The following is a 16915-nucleotide window of genomic DNA, read 5'->3' on the forward strand; positions in this document are numbered from 1 at the left end:
ACATGTCTTACGAGTCGGATGACTACCTGTCGAGACACTTCCAGACCAGCGGCATCGATGTCGGCCTCAAGGTCGACGAACTCGTCAGCATCAGCGTGCCACCCGGAAGCCCCAATCAAGCCCTGTACCGCGAAATGCTGATGACCGTGGTACGGATGGCCGAGGCCGACCGCAACCGCTGGGATGCCAAGATCATGATGCAGACGCTGCGCGAGATGGAGAACGCGTTCAGCATGCTCGAGCAGTTCAAGCGTCGGCGCAAGGTCACCGTGTTCGGCTCCGCGCGCACCCAGGCGGACCACCCCCTTTACCTACTGGCCCGTGATCTGGGCCGCCTGCTGACCCATCACGAGCTGATGACGGTGACCGGTGCCGGCGGCGGGATCATGGCCGCCGCTCACGAAGGCGCGGGCCTCGAGCATAGCCTGGGACTGAACATTTCCCTGCCATTCGAACAGCGTGCCAACGACGTGGTGCACGGCACGGGCAACCTGCTGCCCTTCCACTTCTTCTTCCTGCGCAAGCTGTTCTTCGTCAAGGAGGCCGACGCCCTAGTGCTCTGCCCCGGCGGCTTCGGCACCCTGGACGAGGCGCTGGAAGTGCTGACCCTGATCCAGACCGGCAAGAGTCCGATCGTACCGGTGGTGCTGCTCGACGCGCCGGAGGGCCGCTACTGGAAGGATGCGCTGCACTTCATCCGCGAGCAGCTGGAGGAAAACGGCTACATCCTGCCCAGCGACATGAACCTGCTGAAACTGGTCACCTCGGCCGAAGAGGCGGTGGTGGAAATCACACACTTCTACCGCAACTACCACTCCAGCCGCTGGCTCAAGGGGCTGTTCGCCATCCGCATGAACCGGCCGCTCAACGCCCATGCCCTCGCCTACCTGCACGAGGAGTTCACCGACCTGTGCCTGGAGGGCAGCTTTGCCCAGCAACCGTACAGCGAGCTGGAGCAGGACGAGCCGGAGTTCAGCCACCTGGTCCGCCTGGCCTTCCACTTCAACGGTCGCGACCACGGCCGCCTGCGCGAGCTGATCAACTTCATCAACATGCCGGAGAACTGGCAGCGCGAGCTGCCACACGTCTGAGCGGGTATCCGCTCCACAGCAAAACGCCCCGTACTCACGATGAGCCGGGGCGTTTTTCATGCGGAGACAGGATTATTCCTCGTCGCCACCGCGCAGCAGGCGGCTCACCGCCTCATGGGCAAACCCGCGATACAGCAGAAAGCGGCCCTGCTTCGCCCTCTCCCGAGCATCGACCGGCAGAGCGGCAAAACGGCGCCGCCACAGCTCGCGCAGGTTGGCCGCCCACTCGATCGGGCTATCCGCCAGCGCCCGCTCGACGATCGCACGCGGCAGACCGCGCTGGCTCAGTTCGTCGCGGATGCGCAGCGGGCCATAGCCGGCCTGAGCCCGACTGCGAATGAAGCTTTCCAGAAAGCGCTCGTCGCTGAGCAGCCCCTCTTCGCTCAGTCGCTCGAGAGCACTGTCGATCAGCTCGACCGCAGCCCCGCGCTGGCGCAGTTTGCGCGTCAGCTCTGCACGGCTGTGCTCGCGCCTGGCGAGCAGATCCATGGCTGCCCGGCGCACGGCAACAGGGCTGTCGAGCATGACCGGCATGCTGGTTTAGATGTCCATTTCCGCGTCGACATCTTCCTCGCTGGCGGCCAGCGCCTTGAGGTTGGCGGGCGAGCCCAGCAGCTGGGCGCGGATAGCCTCCTCGATGGTCTGACGCACCTCCGCATTGTCCTCGAGGTAGCGCGCGGCATTGGCCTTGCCCTGGCCGATCTTGCTGCCCTGGTAGCTGTACCAGGCGCCGGACTTCTCGATCAGACCCTGCTGGACTCCGAGATCGATGATCTCGCCGTTGCGATAGATGCCCTTGCCATAGAGGATCTGGAACTCTGCCTGGCGGAACGGCGGGGCCACCTTGTTCTTCACTACCTTGACGCGGGTTTCGCTGCCGACCACCTCGTCGCCTTCCTTGACCGCGCCGATGCGGCGGATGTCCAGGCGCACCGAGGCATAGAACTTCAGGGCATTACCGCCGGTAGTGGTCTCCGGGTTGCCGAACATCACGCCGATCTTCATGCGGATCTGGTTGATGAAAATCACCAGGCAGTTGGCATTCTTGATGTTGCCGGTGATTTTGCGCAGGGCCTGGGACATCAGGCGTGCCGCAAGGGGAAGCAGTACGGGTATGGGTTCAGATAGATTGGAGCCTACCATCCCGAAACGCTGCACACCCATGCTAATCATAGCCTTCACCCTTGCGGAGGCCCCTGCACCATCTACACTGACTATCTGAACCGATTTCAGGTAGGGATCGATGAGCAGGACGCCGAAAAATTTCTTGGATGATATCAGAGGCTGCTGCCCTGACCACATCCTTGCCTACATGACCAAGCATCCTCCCAGGCGGAGAGCCAGTCATGTCAGTGATTTCATCCAACTGGCACACCAGCTCGATCCGGAGTGGCATAAGAGGCCAGGAATCATTACAGCGGCGTGCCGAAAATTCCTCTACAGGCGGCGAACTGAGATCGCAGAAGGCAAAGAGCAGCCAGTCAAGGAGGTCACCGTCATCTCCGACTACCAAGCAGTTCGGAGTTACTTAAGCAAGTTGCAAAAGGCAAAAAAACTTCCCAGTGACACGCTGCTCCCGCCTGTTCCTAGATCGTCGGACGTGTTTAGCGAAAAGGAGTGCAATATCCTAGGCTACTTGAGTTTAGCAGACGCTGTTCAAGCCCCCTCCCTAGAGGCCGCGCTTAACGACATTGCACAACAAATTGAACAGCACAGACAAATAATTCTGGCCAAATGCAAAAAAATCGTAATAGATGGATATCACGAATTCTCCAAAACGCAGGAAATGATTAAACGAAGCGATATCGAGGAAATCCGGAAAACAACCGACAACTTAGACCCCACCATGCAATCTCGGTACGGACAAAATCTAAGCTATTTCTCGCATTCACATCCAAACGGCTTCATCAACCTCGTCGCCTACATCGCTGAAGAGCAAGGCGGACTTTATACCAGAAAATCATTCCCTGGCGCCCACCATGCTCACTCCTGGTCGACTAGCAAGATCAAAAAACACCTTGGAATTACAGATGATTTTGCAGTCGCCGCAATGTGTATTATCGTGGACGAACTAGGAATAAACGTTACAGACCTATGCAATGCCAAAGTCCAAAAAACCAGAGATGGTGAATTCATTGCAATTCGTGAAGATGGCAGCGTCACGATAACAACACTAAAACCCAGAGCCAACGCATTAAAACAACGTCACGCGCCCAGAACCATCGATCCCGACGACGTCACAGCAGACAACATAGATGCAAACATCGTTCTATGCATGCTACTCGAAATGAGATCTCTCCATGCCAAAACATTGACCTCAAATTATCTATTTGCAATGGACAGCTCGAGCAAAACTCGCGCCAGCGAAACCGAAGCATATCGCATGCTTGGCGCAAGAAGAAAAGCAGCCTTTAAAGAGATTATCAAATCGTTACCTTCTTGGGTGATCGAAGCCCAACCAACGATGCCAAAAATCAGGGTATCCAGGGGGTTATTGAAGTGGCTTGAAAGCGGTGGAGATGCACTTTCGGCGAGCATTTATTTGGGAAATTCGCTTCTTACAGCATTGAGGAACTACATCCCACCTGAAATCCAAGAATTCGTACACAGAAAAAAACTTCGCGACCACCAGAACATAATGCTCTTCGTATCCGATGGCCTGTCCGCTGCTGATAGTGACAAAACCAACAACACTAACAACACTCAGAACATCGCCAAAGAGCAACTCATTGCCCTGGTAAAAAACCTCCAGCGGAATAACCGCATGACGGGTACCAACGAAGCTCACCGCCTAATCTACTTTCTGTGCTCAGCCAAAACCATCGAACTTATTGTTTCTTATGCAAAATATGGGAACGATAGAGACCTCATAAAAACGTGCAAATCCATCATCATCAAGATCGAGGATGAGGGCAGCAGAAAGATGATCAAGATGCTGGCTGATGCAATTCCACGAGACATGAGTTTCGAATTCATCGAGGAAATCATGAATGAAAAAGCCTAAGATCAGAAACTGCGAGGCCACATCTACATCGCCCACTGACTTTCCTGACTGGGTACATCCTCACTCCACCGCTTTCGAGTGGTTCGTTCCCAGGACAGGATTTAAGGTCGCCCCTGCCCAGGCGCCGACAAGCTCGAAGTACGCAAAAATAAACTTCAATTATAAATTCTGTAACAACAGCCACGCAACAGATTCAATCTGGAATTTGTTGTCAAAGGATCTAAAATCGTCTGCTATCGCCCTGATCGAAAGCTCAAGCTCGAAAAGGCCCAACGCTCTGGTTGGCTTTATACGAACTGCTTTCGAAGTCATCGATCACGTACTAGAGCTCCGAATAGCCTCAAGCCGCCCCCCGAAAATCCTTACTCTGTCCGACATCACCAAGGGCCACATCAAAAGCTTTTTGGAAGCACATGATTTAGTAGCCATGGGCATTCATGTATCGGCGTTGAATGCAGAACTTGGCTCAACTGTCAGAAACCGCAACAACATTAGCGATAAAATTGCAAGGATGGACATTCCGTCCATTACCAGAAAAGCCTTGATTCAAAAGCTGAAAGACCGTGACGCAACTACATCCGAGCGAGAGTTCGATTCCGCATACGAACCTGATGATAACGATCAGGCGCTAAGCATTTCGACAATCCAGAATAAATGCACCGACCTTTCGTATCTACACATAACCAAAGAGCACCAAGCATACCAGTTTGAAATCGGCAAACATGAAATCACCGACATACTCAATGCCATATCGAAGGGATTCCCCAATAAAAATCAAACCCCTCTGATGCCGACAAACATTGCATTTCACTACATCAGCCACGCCATCAAGTTTCACAGAGACTACGCACCAAGCCTCCGAAAGTACATACAAGACCTGGACACCTATTACACCGCAAACATCCTTTCTAAATACGCCGAATCCACAGTAAAAGCCAACTCCCATATTTTCAAGCGGCAGACACTGGAAGCAGTTCCCATGCCTGAAGAGCTAAAACCTCTAAACATTAAAACCTACGGCAAGTGTTCTTTTTCAAGAGGAAAATATGAGTCACACGCCGATTTACGAGACCATATCTCCACAAGGGAACTGATCGACTTCTACGCCATAACAACTCGAATACTGATACACACTTTCACCGCTTGTCGACTACTGAGCACCTCGTTAATAGACAAGGATTGTCTCACCCTCTCAAAGATGGACGGCCTATGGGATATAAAGTTAAAAATCCCAAAGTCTAGCAGCAGCAATGAACTGGAGATCATCAAACGCCCGATACCTAAAGTCATTTGGGACTTCATCTACGACTACATTAGCTTCATGGAAGGTCGCCACCCAGGCATGGCCTCAATATGGCCCTCGGATACGCATAAAGATGCGGATCGAGATGAGCGTGTCAACCGTAAGCTGCTGGATCAGTATTCGGACTGGATTGCAGTCCCCCTGATTGACCAAAAGCGCTGGTATGCGCGCCCCCATCAGTTCAGGCGCTTTTTCGCGGCCTTCTTTTTCTACCTTAGTGAAGGGACAGACATTGAGCCCCTACGCTGGATGATGGGCCACATCGAACCCAGCATAACTCTTTACTACGCTGATATTTCGACACAAGCAGACTGGGAGCGTGAAACGCTTGAGTTCCTCACGGAATTCTTGGAGGGCAATGTGGGCAAAGATATCTTGGTGGATGATGACCTAGAGGAAGACTTGTCCGAATGCTCTCTCCAGGTAAAGTTGGGTGATCGCGCGCTGCTAGCTGAGCATCTCCGAGAGCTATCCAGCCACCGCCACATCAAATTGAAGATTTTGAACGACCAGAAAATCTATATCTACGCGAGCAAATAAAATGAGCCGATACTCCAAAGGTGAGACATCCCAAGCAAAGTTGCAAGAAAAGCAGGCGAAGACCCAAAGCTTGTTGACCAAAACCATCCTGATAAAGGATGCAGTCAAAGACAACCGGAGCATTCCTTCGCTGGACATACATCGAAGCAAACGTGGAGTTTCTTTTAAATCTGTGCTTGCCTGGGTTGATCCCGAACTGGACATTACATCTTGTTCATACAACACTTCACGAGAACCCTACAATATTGAATACTCCGATCAACTATCAGCCGCATTAAACTCCTACAATAAACAATCCAAATCACATGCTGACCCACCGCCAAAGCCGCGCCTAACAAAGCGCTCCCAGAGCGAAGAAATTGCGAACCTCAAAGGCCAGATCGAGAGCCTACAAAACGCATTAGGCGAGATCTACCGGGCATACATGCAATTAACAACCCGAGTAGATGAGCAAACGCGACAGGATCTCAGATATCAGCAGGTGCTTAAAAGCCACACCAGAGCACTCAACAGAGCTCATCTAACACTGGTGAAGCCATGATCCATATTGCAAAATCTCCGAATCTTGATTTCCTTTTTAACCATGGCCATTCCGAACCCCCGCCATTACCACTATTATTTGACTCTGCGGGGAATTTTTGCTGGGAGTTAAACAGTTACCTGACAAAGTTTGGCGGCGGCGCCAACAGCTACGGCGCGCGACCGTCCTGTAAAACAGTATTCAGTCACGCTGAAACCATAAATGTATTTCAGAAGTTTCTTGAGCACAAGAAAAAAACCCTTTTAGAAGTAGACGACGAATCTCTGTATGACTTTGTCACGTACCTACAGTCCGCCAACCGCGCCAACTCCACCACGATCAAAAGAACTGTAAGACGTGTATTGTCCCTCCTAGAACACACACAATCTGAAAACTCGTTCCACCCGCTGATGACATGTGACCCGTCGGCTAATAGCTATCAGATAAACGCCATCGAACATCATTACAGGCGAAACAGACAAAGGTCTCTGCGGCTTTTATCTCACCTCTGCATAGAGGATTTTCAGGATACTCCTGTTGAACCCATCAGCTTCATTCGAAACGTGGAACTGAATGCTTGGCATGAAGCAATTTTCGAATATAGCCATAATCAGTTCATTATCGACAGATGGTATGTATTCAGCACCCTTTTGGAGTTTACAGGCTCTCGGCTCGAAGAGGTTATTAACATACCTGCAAGCTCAATCATCAAAGCCTATGAAGACAATGACTTAGTTAAAGGCATACCCGTACTAAAAGGAAAGTACAAAGGTTTCTTCCGTGAGGTTTTGATACCTCGCACGGAGCTACAAGAAATCTACAAATTCATAATAACAACCAGAGAAGCTCACCCCATATGCAAAATTCACGATAAAATACTTATCAACGAACGCACAGGCCGACCACTAGCACGAAAAACATTTAATTCTTACTACCGGAAAGTTATTGAATCATCCAAACATGCAGACTTACTCAAAGGGACATCACATCACAACTTCCGCCACCGCTACTTCACAATTTTGGTAGCAAGAAACATCAGCAAATTGAGCAAAATATCTAGGACAAACATCCTTGACGTAGCGTTATCTGCAGCTCAGAAAGACTCTTTCCATGCCTCTAGAGATACTCTGTCGACTTACGTCCACCTCACACAAGACCCTGAGATTCAGAGCATTCTCAAATCGCATGAGATCGAAGCAAGGAATGCGTCTTCCAAGCTGACCTCAATAGCAGAGATTGCGGGGGCTCTCGGAAAAGATATGCCCCCAGAAGCGGCGCTGGCCGCGATAATCAAGATAATAGAGGACTGACAAAGGGTATGTCACTGATAGTATGCCAAGTCGCTGATCGCCTTCAGCCTGTAACGATTCTAGCCTGCCGCAACAGATAGATCAGTCAAGTCGCTTCACGCTTCAGGATGGTTCGATATTGTTTCTGCATAAATCAACAGCCTGACTACTCCCAGATAATCGCTCCGAATGGGAGAAAAACCGAGAGTGCGAATTCATTGAATCCGCAAATAAGCTGAAGTATATTTCTGTCTGCGGCTGGCCGGGGTCGGAGTACAGGAATATGAGGAGAACAGTATGACGATGCCAAATGAGCGCACCCGCGCGATCATTCAGACCCGAGATTTTCTGGTCGACTTGTCCCGTGACAAGTCGCTGCCTGAGGCCGTGCGCACTGAGGCGCGTCGTCTGTTGCGTCACTACCCGACCGCCGATGAGGTGCTGCTTGCCGGGAAGATAGAGGAACAGCGCGAAGATGGGCTGCCATGGGCTTTCCTGAGCTCCAGTATCGACTAGCCCTGTAAATCCGACACTGGAGGCAGGAGGGAAGCTGGATCGCAGCTCAGCATGCTAGCGATTCGGTACAGCTTCTCGACGGTGATGTTGACCTCACCACGCTCGATACGCCCCTTGTCGCTGCGGTCGATGCTGCAAGCCAGCGCGAGTGCATCCTGAGATGGCCGCAGAGCTGGCCCGCTATATGCTGGAGCAAGGCAGGATCCATCTCGCGGTGTTGAGCCAAGTGCAGATGCCCGCCGCCCTTGCGGGCTCGATGACGGATGGGATGGGGGCTGCCAGCGATGGCGAGGCTGTGTTGGTGAGACTCGGCAGGCTCTTGGGGCTGCTTCGGCGGGCGCCTACTCGCTGGGTGATTTTGCCGCTGAGCCAAGCGATCAGGTCAGCTTTTCGTAGCACTACCTGCAACTGTTGCTGGCTTGCTTTTGAAGGTCGAGCGGCCCCACTACCTTGGCGGTGTGTGACTGCCCGAAGTCAAGCATGGCCATTCAGGCTTGCCGCCACCCCTCAACTACTTCAGCGCCGAACTCGACCTTCCAAGCCTTCAATTGGGCATGGTTCGCGCTCTTGGTCTCGATGCGTTTGCCGGTAACCGGCTGCACATATACCTTCAGCTGGCGGGGGCGGCGCTGCTTCACGGTAGCCGGTGCGGCTTCCTCAAGCTCGACCGGCTGCGGATTGAGGATGTCGACTACTTTCGCCAGATCCATGTCGTAGTCCGCCATCAGCGCCTTCAGCTTGTCTTCAAACTCCATTTCGCGCTGTAGACTGGCGTCAGCCTGAAGTTGCTCCAGGAGGGCCATTTGCTTCTGCAGCTCACGCTCGGCGCGCCGAAATTCGGCCAGTTTGGACATGTCATCTCCTCAGGTTTTGTTACGAAATCAAATCGAATGCTGTCGGCCACTCACCATCACGCGGGCACACGCCCTGCTGATGCCGAACTCGTGGGTCAGGGCGGTCTTCGGCTCCAGAGCCTCGGCGCGTCGGCGCAGCTCGACAATCCTGCCGTCGCTCAGGGCCTTCTTCCGGCTCCGGTAAGCGTCACGTTGATTGCCCATGGCGATCCTCTCGCGCGGCCGACCACGGATCAGCACGCGCTCGAACTCGGCGAAGGCTCTCATCACCGACAGCAACAGGTTGGTAACGATAGAGGTATCTGCGGTAGCAGGGTTCATGTTTAATCTTGATGAATGCCACTCTGGACGAAGCTCCTCATCCAAAGGGGCATTTTGCAACTATAAAGCATGGCGAGATCGTCGTCGCTTGTAGTGGTCAAGAAAGCCTTGAGGTGGGATAACACCCGATCGTCAGCGCCTCTCCTGCCTATGTAGTGCAGTGCGACCAGTGCTATGCCGGCAGGGCTGCCGGCGCATTGCAGTTTGTCAGGTGCGACATGCCGCAGATGTGCGACAGCGGCGCCTACACGCACTGTGCGGCTATGTCCGCTGGTGTAGAACATCGGGACCATCGGCATCTGGGTACTGAGTCCGAGTTGTCGTACCGCTTCAGCGCCATGCATCTGCACGGTTTCGTTGTTACGCCGGGCGATCAGGCGGACGACCTGCTGCACGCTCGGCCTGACCTGACCGATGTAGCGGTTGAGCTTGGGGCGCATGTAGACGCCGCGCACGATGCGCTCCAGATCACCGCGGGCGCACAGACGCGACAGCGCCCTGCTAATGGCTGCGGGGGAACCCAGATCCGCTAGCAGGGCGCGGCTGAACAATCGCCCCCTGGGCAAGCGCTGGATTCGCCGGAAGGCCAAGTCCGTTGCGGACGCACCTTCAGCGGGAGGTGCAAAGCGTTCTGTTTTAACCTCAACCATCCCCTCCCTCCCTTTCTTGAGATCCGAGGTCGGGAGTCGTCGCCATCCGCCCTCGGTGAACAGAACTCTGCCCTACACGAGGGCACCTCGCGGGTAGTTCACAGATTCCATGGTACACACAGTGTAATTGCACTGACTTGCCCATCCAAATGCACAGTCATCGGCAGTGATTTTCATCCCCACTGTAAGCGTCCGGGCATCACACCCCGCCGGGTTTCCAGCAATGCGGCAGCAGTTCGGCCAGTGCGCTGGCAGGCTGCGTCGGCAGGCACGTGAGCACGTCCTTCAGGTAGGCAGACGAATCATGTCCATTCAGCCGCGCGGACTGGATCAGCGTCATCAGCGCGCTGCGTAACGAGCCGGCAAACAACCAGTTCGAGCGGCCCAGCGCCCACGGGCGGATCTGGTTCTCGCACCAGTTGTTGTCGATGGCGACCCTGCCGTCATCGAGATAGCGCGCACCAGGGCCGTCCAGCGTTTGAGGCTGTAGTCGAGCGCCTTGGCGATGGCCGTGCCTTCGTGGACGCGGGCGCACTGGGCAAGCATCCAAGTGTGCAGGGTATCGGCGAGCGGTCTGGCCTGTGCCTGGCGTATTCGCCGTCGCTCGTCGGGCGGCAGGTCACGCACCTCGCGCTCGATGGTGTACAGCTGACCGATGTGGTGCAGGGCCTGTTCGGCCAGCAGACTCCGGTTGGCCACATGCAGGTCGTAGAACTTGCGCCGGGCATGGGCCATGCAGCCGATTTCGGTCACGCCCTGCTCGAAGCAGGCCTTGTAGCCGGCGAAGTCATCGCAGACCAGCTGGCCTTTCCAGTCACCGAGGAAGGCACGGACATGCTCGCCGGCTCGGCTGGGGCTGAAGTCGTAGACCACGGCGCGCAGATCGGCGAACGGGCTGGCGGCATAGGCCCACACATAGGCCCGCTGGGTCTTCTTCATGCCGGGGGCGAGCATCTGCACCGGGGTTTCGTCGGCATGGACGATGCGCTGTTTCAGCACGATGTCCCGCAGCGCATCGACCAGCGGTTGCAACTGCACACCACAGGCACCGACCCATTCGGCCAGGGTCGAGCGCGGAATGGCCAGGCCGGCGCGGCCGAAGATCTTTTCCTGGCGGTACAGCGGCATATGGTCGGCGTACTTGGCGACCATGACCTGGGCCAGCAGGCCGGCAGTCGGGATGCCCTTGTCGATCACCTGGGGTGGCACCGGCGCCTGGATCAGCGTCTCGCACTGCTCGCAGACCCACTTGCCGCGAATGTGCTGCTCCACCGTGAAGGTGCCCGGCGTGTAGTCGAGCTTTTCGCTGACGTCCTCGCAGATGCGCTTGAGCTTGCAGCCGCAGGCACACTGGGTGCTGTCCGGCTCGTGATGAATCCGGGTGCGTGGAAACTGCGCCGGGAGTGCGGTGCGCTTGGGCGGCTGACGGGATTCACGGGTGGCCGGCGCAGGATTCAGCGCCTGGAGCTCGGCCTCGATGGCCGCGATATCGGTATCGAGCAGCTCGTCGAGCAGACTGATCTGGTCGGGACTGAGCTGCTCGCTGCGCCGGGCGAACTTGTGGCGCTTGAGGATGGCGATCTCGTGGGCCAGCTGCTCGTTGCGGGTCTTGTGATACTGGACTTGCTGATCGAGGCTGGAGACCTGCTGATCAAGGCTTGCGACACGCTCCGTCAGCTGCGCGGCCAGGGCGCGCAGTTGTTCGGGCGTCAGGTGCTCGAAGGTCGGTTGCATGCCGCCGATTGTGATCGCCTCACCCATGCCTGGCGATAGGGCGTTCGGTGAATTGTCGAGCGGTGATGTCGGTCCGCGGGCTTACAGCAGGCTGATGCTCGCGTCGTCTCCCAGTCGTCGCCAGGGCAGTCCGATCACCAGCGCTTGCAGCTGCGCGGGTGCCAACTCGCGTTGTGCGCCCTGTTCGTTGCCAGGCCAGACGAAGCGTCCCTGATTCAGGCGACGTGCCGCCAGCCAGATGCCGAAGCCGTCATGCACCAGCACCTTCATGCGGGTTGGCCCGCTTGTTGGCGAGCAGGTAGGCACAGTGCGGCTGCGCCGCACCGAATACCTGAACGACCCGTGCCAGCGCTGTTTCAGTGCCGGCGCGCATGTCCAGTGGCTCGGTGGCCAGCCAGATGCGGTCGATACGGATCATGCCAGCAGCTCGCGCAGGAAACGGGCGCAGCCCTCGACGTCCTGTGCCGGCCAGCGTACCGACAGGCTGCCGGGGTGATGGGGAATATCGATCTGCACCGTCAGCACCTCGGCGCGGGCTCGCCCGGGAGGGATCAGGTCGAGCGGCACCGAGACAAAGGCCGGCAGGCTCGACAGCGACTCACGCTGCTGGCGAATCCATTTATGCACCAGGTTGGCATTGAGCCCGTGGCTCGGGGCCACGCCGGCGATGGAAGCACCCGGCTGGGCACACTCCTCGATGACCTGGGCCTTGAAGACCTTGGGGAATGTGCGGCGCTGTCGTGGCATGAAACCCTCCAGAAAGTGGCTTGAAATGGTGTCCGCCAAAAACAGGTGGACACCATGCCGCGATCTGGAAATGGCGGGGAGATGTGTTCGGCAGACGCTTACTCCCCACTGACCATTCAGTTGCGTTCAGCTCGACCACTACAACCTGCCCTTCTGCTCGAGTCCTATAGGTGCATCTTGGGGGCGGCGTCAGGCAGGCCGCTCGCTTTGAGCAAGCTCCATGCGAATGCGGGAAAACAGATCGTCGATGGTGAGCGTTTCGTCCTGTAGCAGGTAGCAGTCGGCCAAGATCGTCAGCGGATGAACCCCCATGGCAGATGCAATCTCATGCACCTTTTCGACCGTAGGGCTCTTGAGCCCACGCTCCAGCGTGCTTAGGTAGGTTCGGCTGCTGACGTTCGAGAAAGCCTCTTGTGGGAGCCTTTTATTCAGCCTCTGCCGCTTCAGGGCGATACCGAATGCCTTTTTCAGTTCCATTTGCTGCTCTCGCAAAAGGAACGATAAGGCCCCATTGAACACTATAGAGCTACAATCTATAGTGTTCATTTTGTGGGGCGAAGGCCATGTTTGTGACATACCGCCAGGCAGAAATGCCTCTGGGAAGGCTGTTTGGGGATGAAAACTCTCTCCATTGGCGCTATGTGGAGCTATCTCTCAGGTGCCCCTGGTTCTACACCACCATCGGGTATGTAGCCGGTGACGACAGCTTCACCAGGACGTTGCTGATCCCATCCCCGCCAGAGCTTGAGCGGCTGCTCAGCGAGCAGCACGATCGCATGTGGGTTGAAGAGGTGATGCTAGTCAGCCCCGGCTACATGAATGGCAGTGATGGCTGGAAAATGGAGCGTCTACAAGAGCTGCGTGTGGATGTTGACGATAGAGATGGGTACTCAAATTACGTCCACGTGATCGAGGGTGGCCATTGCTATATAGAAGGGACATGCTCTGATCTGTCTCGGCTGCGAACTGAGCGCGCTATTTTCTCCGCTGCCGAGGACATACGCAGCTGACAAGGAGCTGAGCTCTGTCACGAATGCGCTCGACTAACGGCCTGAGCGGTGGGAACCGCGAACAGCGCTCCGCCGTCGCCCCCCCCCTGCGGAAACCTCTATTACAGAAGGAATGCGGCCATGCCGATCAACCTGCCGATCGAAGACTGGGACGGGGAGCCAGCCCTGCGCCTCCCCGACGAAGTTCTGCAACGGCTCGATCTCCAAGTTGGAGACTCGCTGTACTTGGTCGAGGCCTGGGTCGGCGACGGGCCGCGCCTCGTCCTGTCGAAGACGCCCAAGATTCCGGATCGCGTCGACGCTCTGGTCGCCCAGTGGGAGCGCGAACTCGCCGAGGAACAGGCGGAGTCTGCGCCACCGGAGTCGCCCAGGGATGAATGAGCAGAGCTCAACTGCTAAGTATTTCTTGGTAGTTGCCTCGACGAGACACCAAGGGAGCGCCGCTGAGCCAACTGGAAGACGTAGGCTCAAGGCCAGCCCATGCTGAGCGAAGTCATCCCACTGATTCTGCGCGCCGGAACGCTTATCGTAGCCGAGGCCAATCGCCCCGGAGGCCCGCGCGGGGAAGGAGACAAGGCCGATATTGACCTCGAAGTGGAGATCCAGCTACGCGAGGGGCTGCTAGGACTGCAAGCGGGTGACTTCTGGGGAGAGGAGACGGGGAGCGCACTGACGGGGGCACGCTATTGCTGGGTGGTGGATCCGAACGATGGCACTGCCGATTTTTTGGCAGGCCGGCAGGGCTCAGCCATTTCCGTGGGGTTGCTTAGGAACTCCGAGCCAGTGCTGGGCGTTGTCTATGCGCCGACTTCTCCGCGTGGACCGGACTGCATCAGCTGGGAGTCTGGCATGACTGGCCTTCTGCGTAATGGCATACAAATTTCCTCCGACCTGGCCACACGGCAACTCGACGCCGCTACGGTGGTCTTCGTAAGCACAGCCGCCAACCAAAAACCGGAGCTGAATGCCGAACTTTGTTCACCAGCAGGCTTCAGCCCGATGCCCAGCATCGCCTACCGGCTCGCGCGCGTGGCCGCCGGCGATGGCATCGCGGGGGTTTCGCTCTACCCCGTGGCGCCGCACGACGTTGTCGCCGGCCATGCCCTCCTCAAGGCTGCGGGCGGCGACTTGCTTGACCAAGACGGCCATCCGATTCGTTACGACGATCTGAACAAACCTCTGTGCCGCAGCTGTTTCGGTGGCAATCTGGCAGCCAGTCAACACCTGGCCGCACGCCCTTGGCGGCAGCGACTTTCGATCCCGTCCTGATCGCCCCGTTTTCCCCAAAAATGGAAAAGCGGTCGTGCGTGTACTTTAGCCGGCATCCGCCCGAAGCGAAGGACGGCGTGGCGTTCAAATATCCGCCGCCGGCCTCGGGAAATGGGCTGGCAGCGCCGCTACATTCAGCTTGAGGGGCTGTAATCACTCAGTGCCCCTTAACATCTCAGCCCCCCGCATGAGGTAGGCATGAAACACAAGAAAGTCTCTGACAAAAACGCCATGATCGCGAAATTCACGGAAGAGGCCCTACGGCTGGGCGGCGGTGTTTCAGCCAACCAATGCCACTTCATAAAGGCAGCTCTTGCCCATGGCAAAACTATGGAGCCTGCAGGTCGCCTCGCGGGAGCCAACAGGGAGTGCAGCCATGTCTGACCAGTCCAAGCAAGAAGCCATCACCCTTAGCGCCAAGGCCTACCGGGCACTCCTCGACGAGCTGGAGGATCTCCGCATCGAGCGTGTTGCGTGTGATCGTATAGCCACCGTCCACACTTCCAAGCTGCTACCCATAGAGGCCATGCGGGCCCGCTTTCGTTGATGCTCAGGCGAGCGGTCCAGCCGCGGAGCTGCTCCGTTACTTATCGGGCGCCGCGCCACGCAAGGCCTCCAGCCCGTCCGGAGCTGTTTCTGCCAGCAAAACCAGTCCCCATGAATCGGCGCGCACACCGGCGGCGGCAACGAGTTCACCACGTAGACACGCCGCTCTTCGCCGGCGTCCACCTAGCAGACCCTACACGAGGCCCCCATGCTGAATGAAGCCATTCCCCCTTGGGCTCCTGACCGAATTGTAATGGCCGCCTAAGCCTAGAGTAAGCTGTGCCGATCTAGGCTGGAGGGGTATATCGAACCATCAGCCCCACGTGCCAGGAGTACTCCCATGAAACCAGTCCTAGCTGCCGTCGGCATGGCGCTTTCCATGCTCGCCAGTGCTGCGAGCAGTGCCGCAACCATCTACGCGGCCAACGAAGGCGCCGGCAGTCTAACGATCATCGACGATGAAGCGCGAACCACCCGCACGTTGGCGCTCAATATTCTGCCGCATAACGTGGATTTGACACCCGACCGCAAGACCCTGCTGATTGTTGGCATGCCTGGCGGCAATGCCAAGGCTGGGCATGGGGACCATGATGCTCAAAGCGGGCGACTATTGGTGTTCGACGCCGACAAGTCGATACAGTCGGCGAGGATCATTCAGGTCGGAGGCCATCCGGCGCATGTGGTCCCGGATCGCAGCGGCAAACTCGCCTTCGTAACAGACGCAGCCAGTCATGCGGTGGTCGTCGTCGACCTCGACGCCGAACGCATTCTGGATAGGATCAAGGTCGGCAGCTACCCGCATGGCCTGCGTCTGTCCCCGGATGGACGCACCCTAGCCGTGGCCAACCGGGACAGTAACGATATCAGCCTGATCGACGTAGCCAGCAGCACCCAGACCGCCCGCATCGCAGTCGGCAGCAAGCCAGTGCAAGTAGCCTTTGCTCCTGATGGCCAACGGCTGTTCATCTCCCTCAGCGGGGAGAACGCAGTGGCCGTGGTAGACCTACAGGGCCGCCGTCTCATTGCCACTTATCCCGTCGGCCCCGGCCCCATCCAGCTCTCCGTGACGCCCGACGGTACGCAGCTGGTGGTTGCCAATCAAGGTAGCCGGCAAGCACCGGGGCATACCCTGTCCATCCTGGATGCCGCCAGCGGCCGTCTCATCGCCACCACCAAGGTCGGCAACGGAGCCCACGGCGTCTCCATCGCTAGCGACGGCTCGCGGGCATATGTCAGCAATGCCTTCGAAGACAGCGTTTCGGTCGTCGACCTCAAAAGCCATGCGGAACTTGCCAGGTTCCCGACCTCAGCCGGCCCCAATGGCATTGTCGCGCGCTGACTGTCAGTTGAAGCCACACCGCCTCCCGACGGCGCACCTCCGTTGTGCATGTTTGGTAACCGTCCGGGCATCCCGTCTGGTTTGACCCCGCCAAGCTAAGAGATGGTGTCCACCTATTTATCGTGGACACCATTTCAAGGCTCTCATGCGGGAAATCAAGCAGCGGCGTTCTTATTCCAAGG

At 56.7% G+C, this 16915-nt stretch carries 20 protein-coding genes and 3 pseudogenes; 12 read left to right on the forward strand and 11 right to left on the reverse strand.

Translation table 11 applies throughout. The features are described 5' to 3' along the window. Positions 1-2: 2 nt before the first annotated feature. Entirely contained in the window at positions 3-1091 is a 1089-nt protein-coding gene (locus KRX52_RS02005; RefSeq protein WP_217679466.1) for an LOG family protein, read from the forward strand. 72 nt (positions 1092-1163) lie between these two features. On the opposite strand, the gene recX is transcribed toward KRX52_RS02005, so the two are convergent. Beyond that, the gene (gene recX / locus KRX52_RS02010; protein ID WP_217679467.1) at positions 1164-1625 is read right to left on the reverse strand and encodes a recombination regulator RecX; all 462 of its coding nucleotides are present in this window, start codon (positions 1623-1625) and stop codon (positions 1164-1166) included. A 6-nt stretch (positions 1626-1631) separates the two neighbouring features. Continuing rightward, positions 1632-2189: pseudogene (locus KRX52_RS02015) on the reverse strand (recombinase RecA family protein); the annotation flags it as partial. 145 nt (positions 2190-2334) lie between these two features. Between KRX52_RS02015 and KRX52_RS02020 the strand changes: the two are divergent. The 5 genes from KRX52_RS02020 (at position 2335) to KRX52_RS02040 (ending at position 8263) form a co-directional block, all read left to right on the forward strand. After that, the gene (locus KRX52_RS02020; RefSeq protein ID WP_217679469.1) at positions 2335-4095 is read left to right on the forward strand and encodes a hypothetical protein; all 1761 of its coding nucleotides are present in this window, start codon (positions 2335-2337) and stop codon (positions 4093-4095) included. Continuing rightward, complete coding sequence (locus tag KRX52_RS02025) at positions 4082-5938, forward strand: hypothetical protein (RefSeq protein WP_217679470.1); 1857 nt, start codon at positions 4082-4084, stop codon at positions 5936-5938. Before KRX52_RS02020 ends, KRX52_RS02025 begins: the two co-directional genes overlap by 14 nt. A 1-nt stretch (position 5939) precedes the next feature. Next, positions 5940-6479, forward strand: coding sequence for a hypothetical protein (locus tag KRX52_RS02030; protein WP_217679471.1), 540 nt, complete (start codon positions 5940-5942; stop codon positions 6477-6479). Then, positions 6476-7768 (forward strand): site-specific integrase, encoded by a 1293-nt coding sequence (locus KRX52_RS02035; RefSeq protein ID WP_217679472.1) that lies wholly within the window; start codon positions 6476-6478, stop codon positions 7766-7768. The genes KRX52_RS02030 and KRX52_RS02035 overlap by 4 nt, the downstream gene beginning before the upstream one ends. A gap of 276 nt (positions 7769-8044) precedes the next feature. Next, positions 8045-8263 (forward strand): BPSL0761 family protein, encoded by a 219-nt coding sequence (locus KRX52_RS02040; protein ID WP_217679473.1) that lies wholly within the window; start codon positions 8045-8047, stop codon positions 8261-8263. Here KRX52_RS02040 and KRX52_RS20590 read toward each other — a convergent pair. From KRX52_RS20590 to KRX52_RS02080, 9 genes and pseudogenes are all read right to left on the reverse strand, one after another. Beyond that, positions 8260-8433, reverse strand: a complete 174-nt coding sequence (locus KRX52_RS20590) for a helix-turn-helix domain-containing protein (RefSeq protein ID WP_254797335.1) — start codon at positions 8431-8433, stop codon at positions 8260-8262. The two genes, KRX52_RS02040 and KRX52_RS20590, sit on opposite strands and share 4 nt — an antisense overlap. A gap of 318 nt (positions 8434-8751) precedes the next feature. Beyond that, positions 8752-9117: a histone-like nucleoid-structuring protein, MvaT/MvaU family gene (locus KRX52_RS02045; RefSeq protein WP_217679474.1), complete on the reverse strand. Its 366-nt coding sequence runs from the start codon at positions 9115-9117 to the stop codon at positions 8752-8754. Between the two features lie 27 nt (positions 9118-9144). Continuing rightward, positions 9145-9408, reverse strand: a pseudogene (locus KRX52_RS02050) (hypothetical protein); the annotation flags it as partial. A 32-nt stretch (positions 9409-9440) separates the two neighbouring features. Then, complete coding sequence (locus tag KRX52_RS02055; protein WP_254797308.1) at positions 9441-10088, reverse strand: DUF6088 family protein; 648 nt, start codon at positions 10086-10088, stop codon at positions 9441-9443. Between the two features lie 199 nt (positions 10089-10287). Then, a pseudogene (gene tnpC / locus KRX52_RS02060) lies at positions 10288-11822 on the reverse strand (IS66 family transposase). A gap of 81 nt (positions 11823-11903) precedes the next feature. Beyond that, positions 11904-12092, reverse strand: a complete 189-nt coding sequence (gene tnpB / locus KRX52_RS02065; protein WP_217679476.1) for an IS66 family insertion sequence element accessory protein TnpB — start codon at positions 12090-12092, stop codon at positions 11904-11906. Next, positions 12073-12240 (reverse strand): hypothetical protein, encoded by a 168-nt coding sequence (locus tag KRX52_RS02070; protein ID WP_254797309.1) that lies wholly within the window; start codon positions 12238-12240, stop codon positions 12073-12075. The genes tnpB and KRX52_RS02070 overlap by 20 nt, the downstream gene beginning before the upstream one ends. Beyond that, positions 12237-12569 (reverse strand): IS66-like element accessory protein TnpA, encoded by a 333-nt coding sequence (gene tnpA, locus KRX52_RS02075; protein WP_217679477.1) that lies wholly within the window; start codon positions 12567-12569, stop codon positions 12237-12239. The genes KRX52_RS02070 and tnpA overlap by 4 nt, the downstream gene beginning before the upstream one ends. A 189-nt stretch (positions 12570-12758) precedes the next feature. Continuing rightward, positions 12759-13046, reverse strand: a complete 288-nt coding sequence (locus KRX52_RS02080) for a helix-turn-helix domain-containing protein (RefSeq protein WP_217679478.1) — start codon at positions 13044-13046, stop codon at positions 12759-12761. A gap of 86 nt (positions 13047-13132) precedes the next feature. Between KRX52_RS02080 and KRX52_RS02085 the strand changes: the two genes are divergently transcribed. The 6 genes from KRX52_RS02085 (at position 13133) to KRX52_RS02110 (ending at position 16733) form a co-directional block, all read left to right on the forward strand. Then, entirely contained in the window at positions 13133-13579 is a 447-nt protein-coding gene (locus KRX52_RS02085; protein WP_217679479.1) for a hypothetical protein, read from the forward strand. A gap of 120 nt (positions 13580-13699) precedes the next feature. After that, complete coding sequence (locus tag KRX52_RS02090; protein ID WP_217679480.1) at positions 13700-13960, forward strand: AbrB/MazE/SpoVT family DNA-binding domain-containing protein; 261 nt, start codon at positions 13700-13702, stop codon at positions 13958-13960. A 99-nt stretch (positions 13961-14059) separates the two neighbouring features. Continuing rightward, the gene (locus KRX52_RS02095) at positions 14060-14848 is read left to right on the forward strand and encodes an inositol monophosphatase family protein (RefSeq protein WP_217679481.1); all 789 of its coding nucleotides are present in this window, start codon (positions 14060-14062) and stop codon (positions 14846-14848) included. 198 nt (positions 14849-15046) lie between these two features. Then, positions 15047-15232 (forward strand): hypothetical protein, encoded by a 186-nt coding sequence (locus KRX52_RS02100; RefSeq protein WP_217679482.1) that lies wholly within the window; start codon positions 15047-15049, stop codon positions 15230-15232. Then, a complete protein-coding gene (locus KRX52_RS02105) occupies positions 15225-15395 on the forward strand; it encodes a hypothetical protein (protein ID WP_217679483.1) in 171 nt (56 codons plus the stop codon). The genes KRX52_RS02100 and KRX52_RS02105 overlap by 8 nt, the downstream gene beginning before the upstream one ends. Before the next feature lie 339 nt (positions 15396-15734). Beyond that, on the forward strand, positions 15735-16733 hold the full coding sequence (locus tag KRX52_RS02110; RefSeq protein ID WP_217679484.1) for a YncE family protein: 999 nt from the start codon (positions 15735-15737) through the stop codon (positions 16731-16733). Positions 16734-16915: the final 182 nt, after the last annotated feature.

It is taken from the genome of Geopseudomonas aromaticivorans (assembly GCF_019097855.1).
GTDB classification, from domain to species: domain Bacteria; phylum Pseudomonadota; class Gammaproteobacteria; order Pseudomonadales; family Pseudomonadaceae; genus Geopseudomonas; species Geopseudomonas aromaticivorans.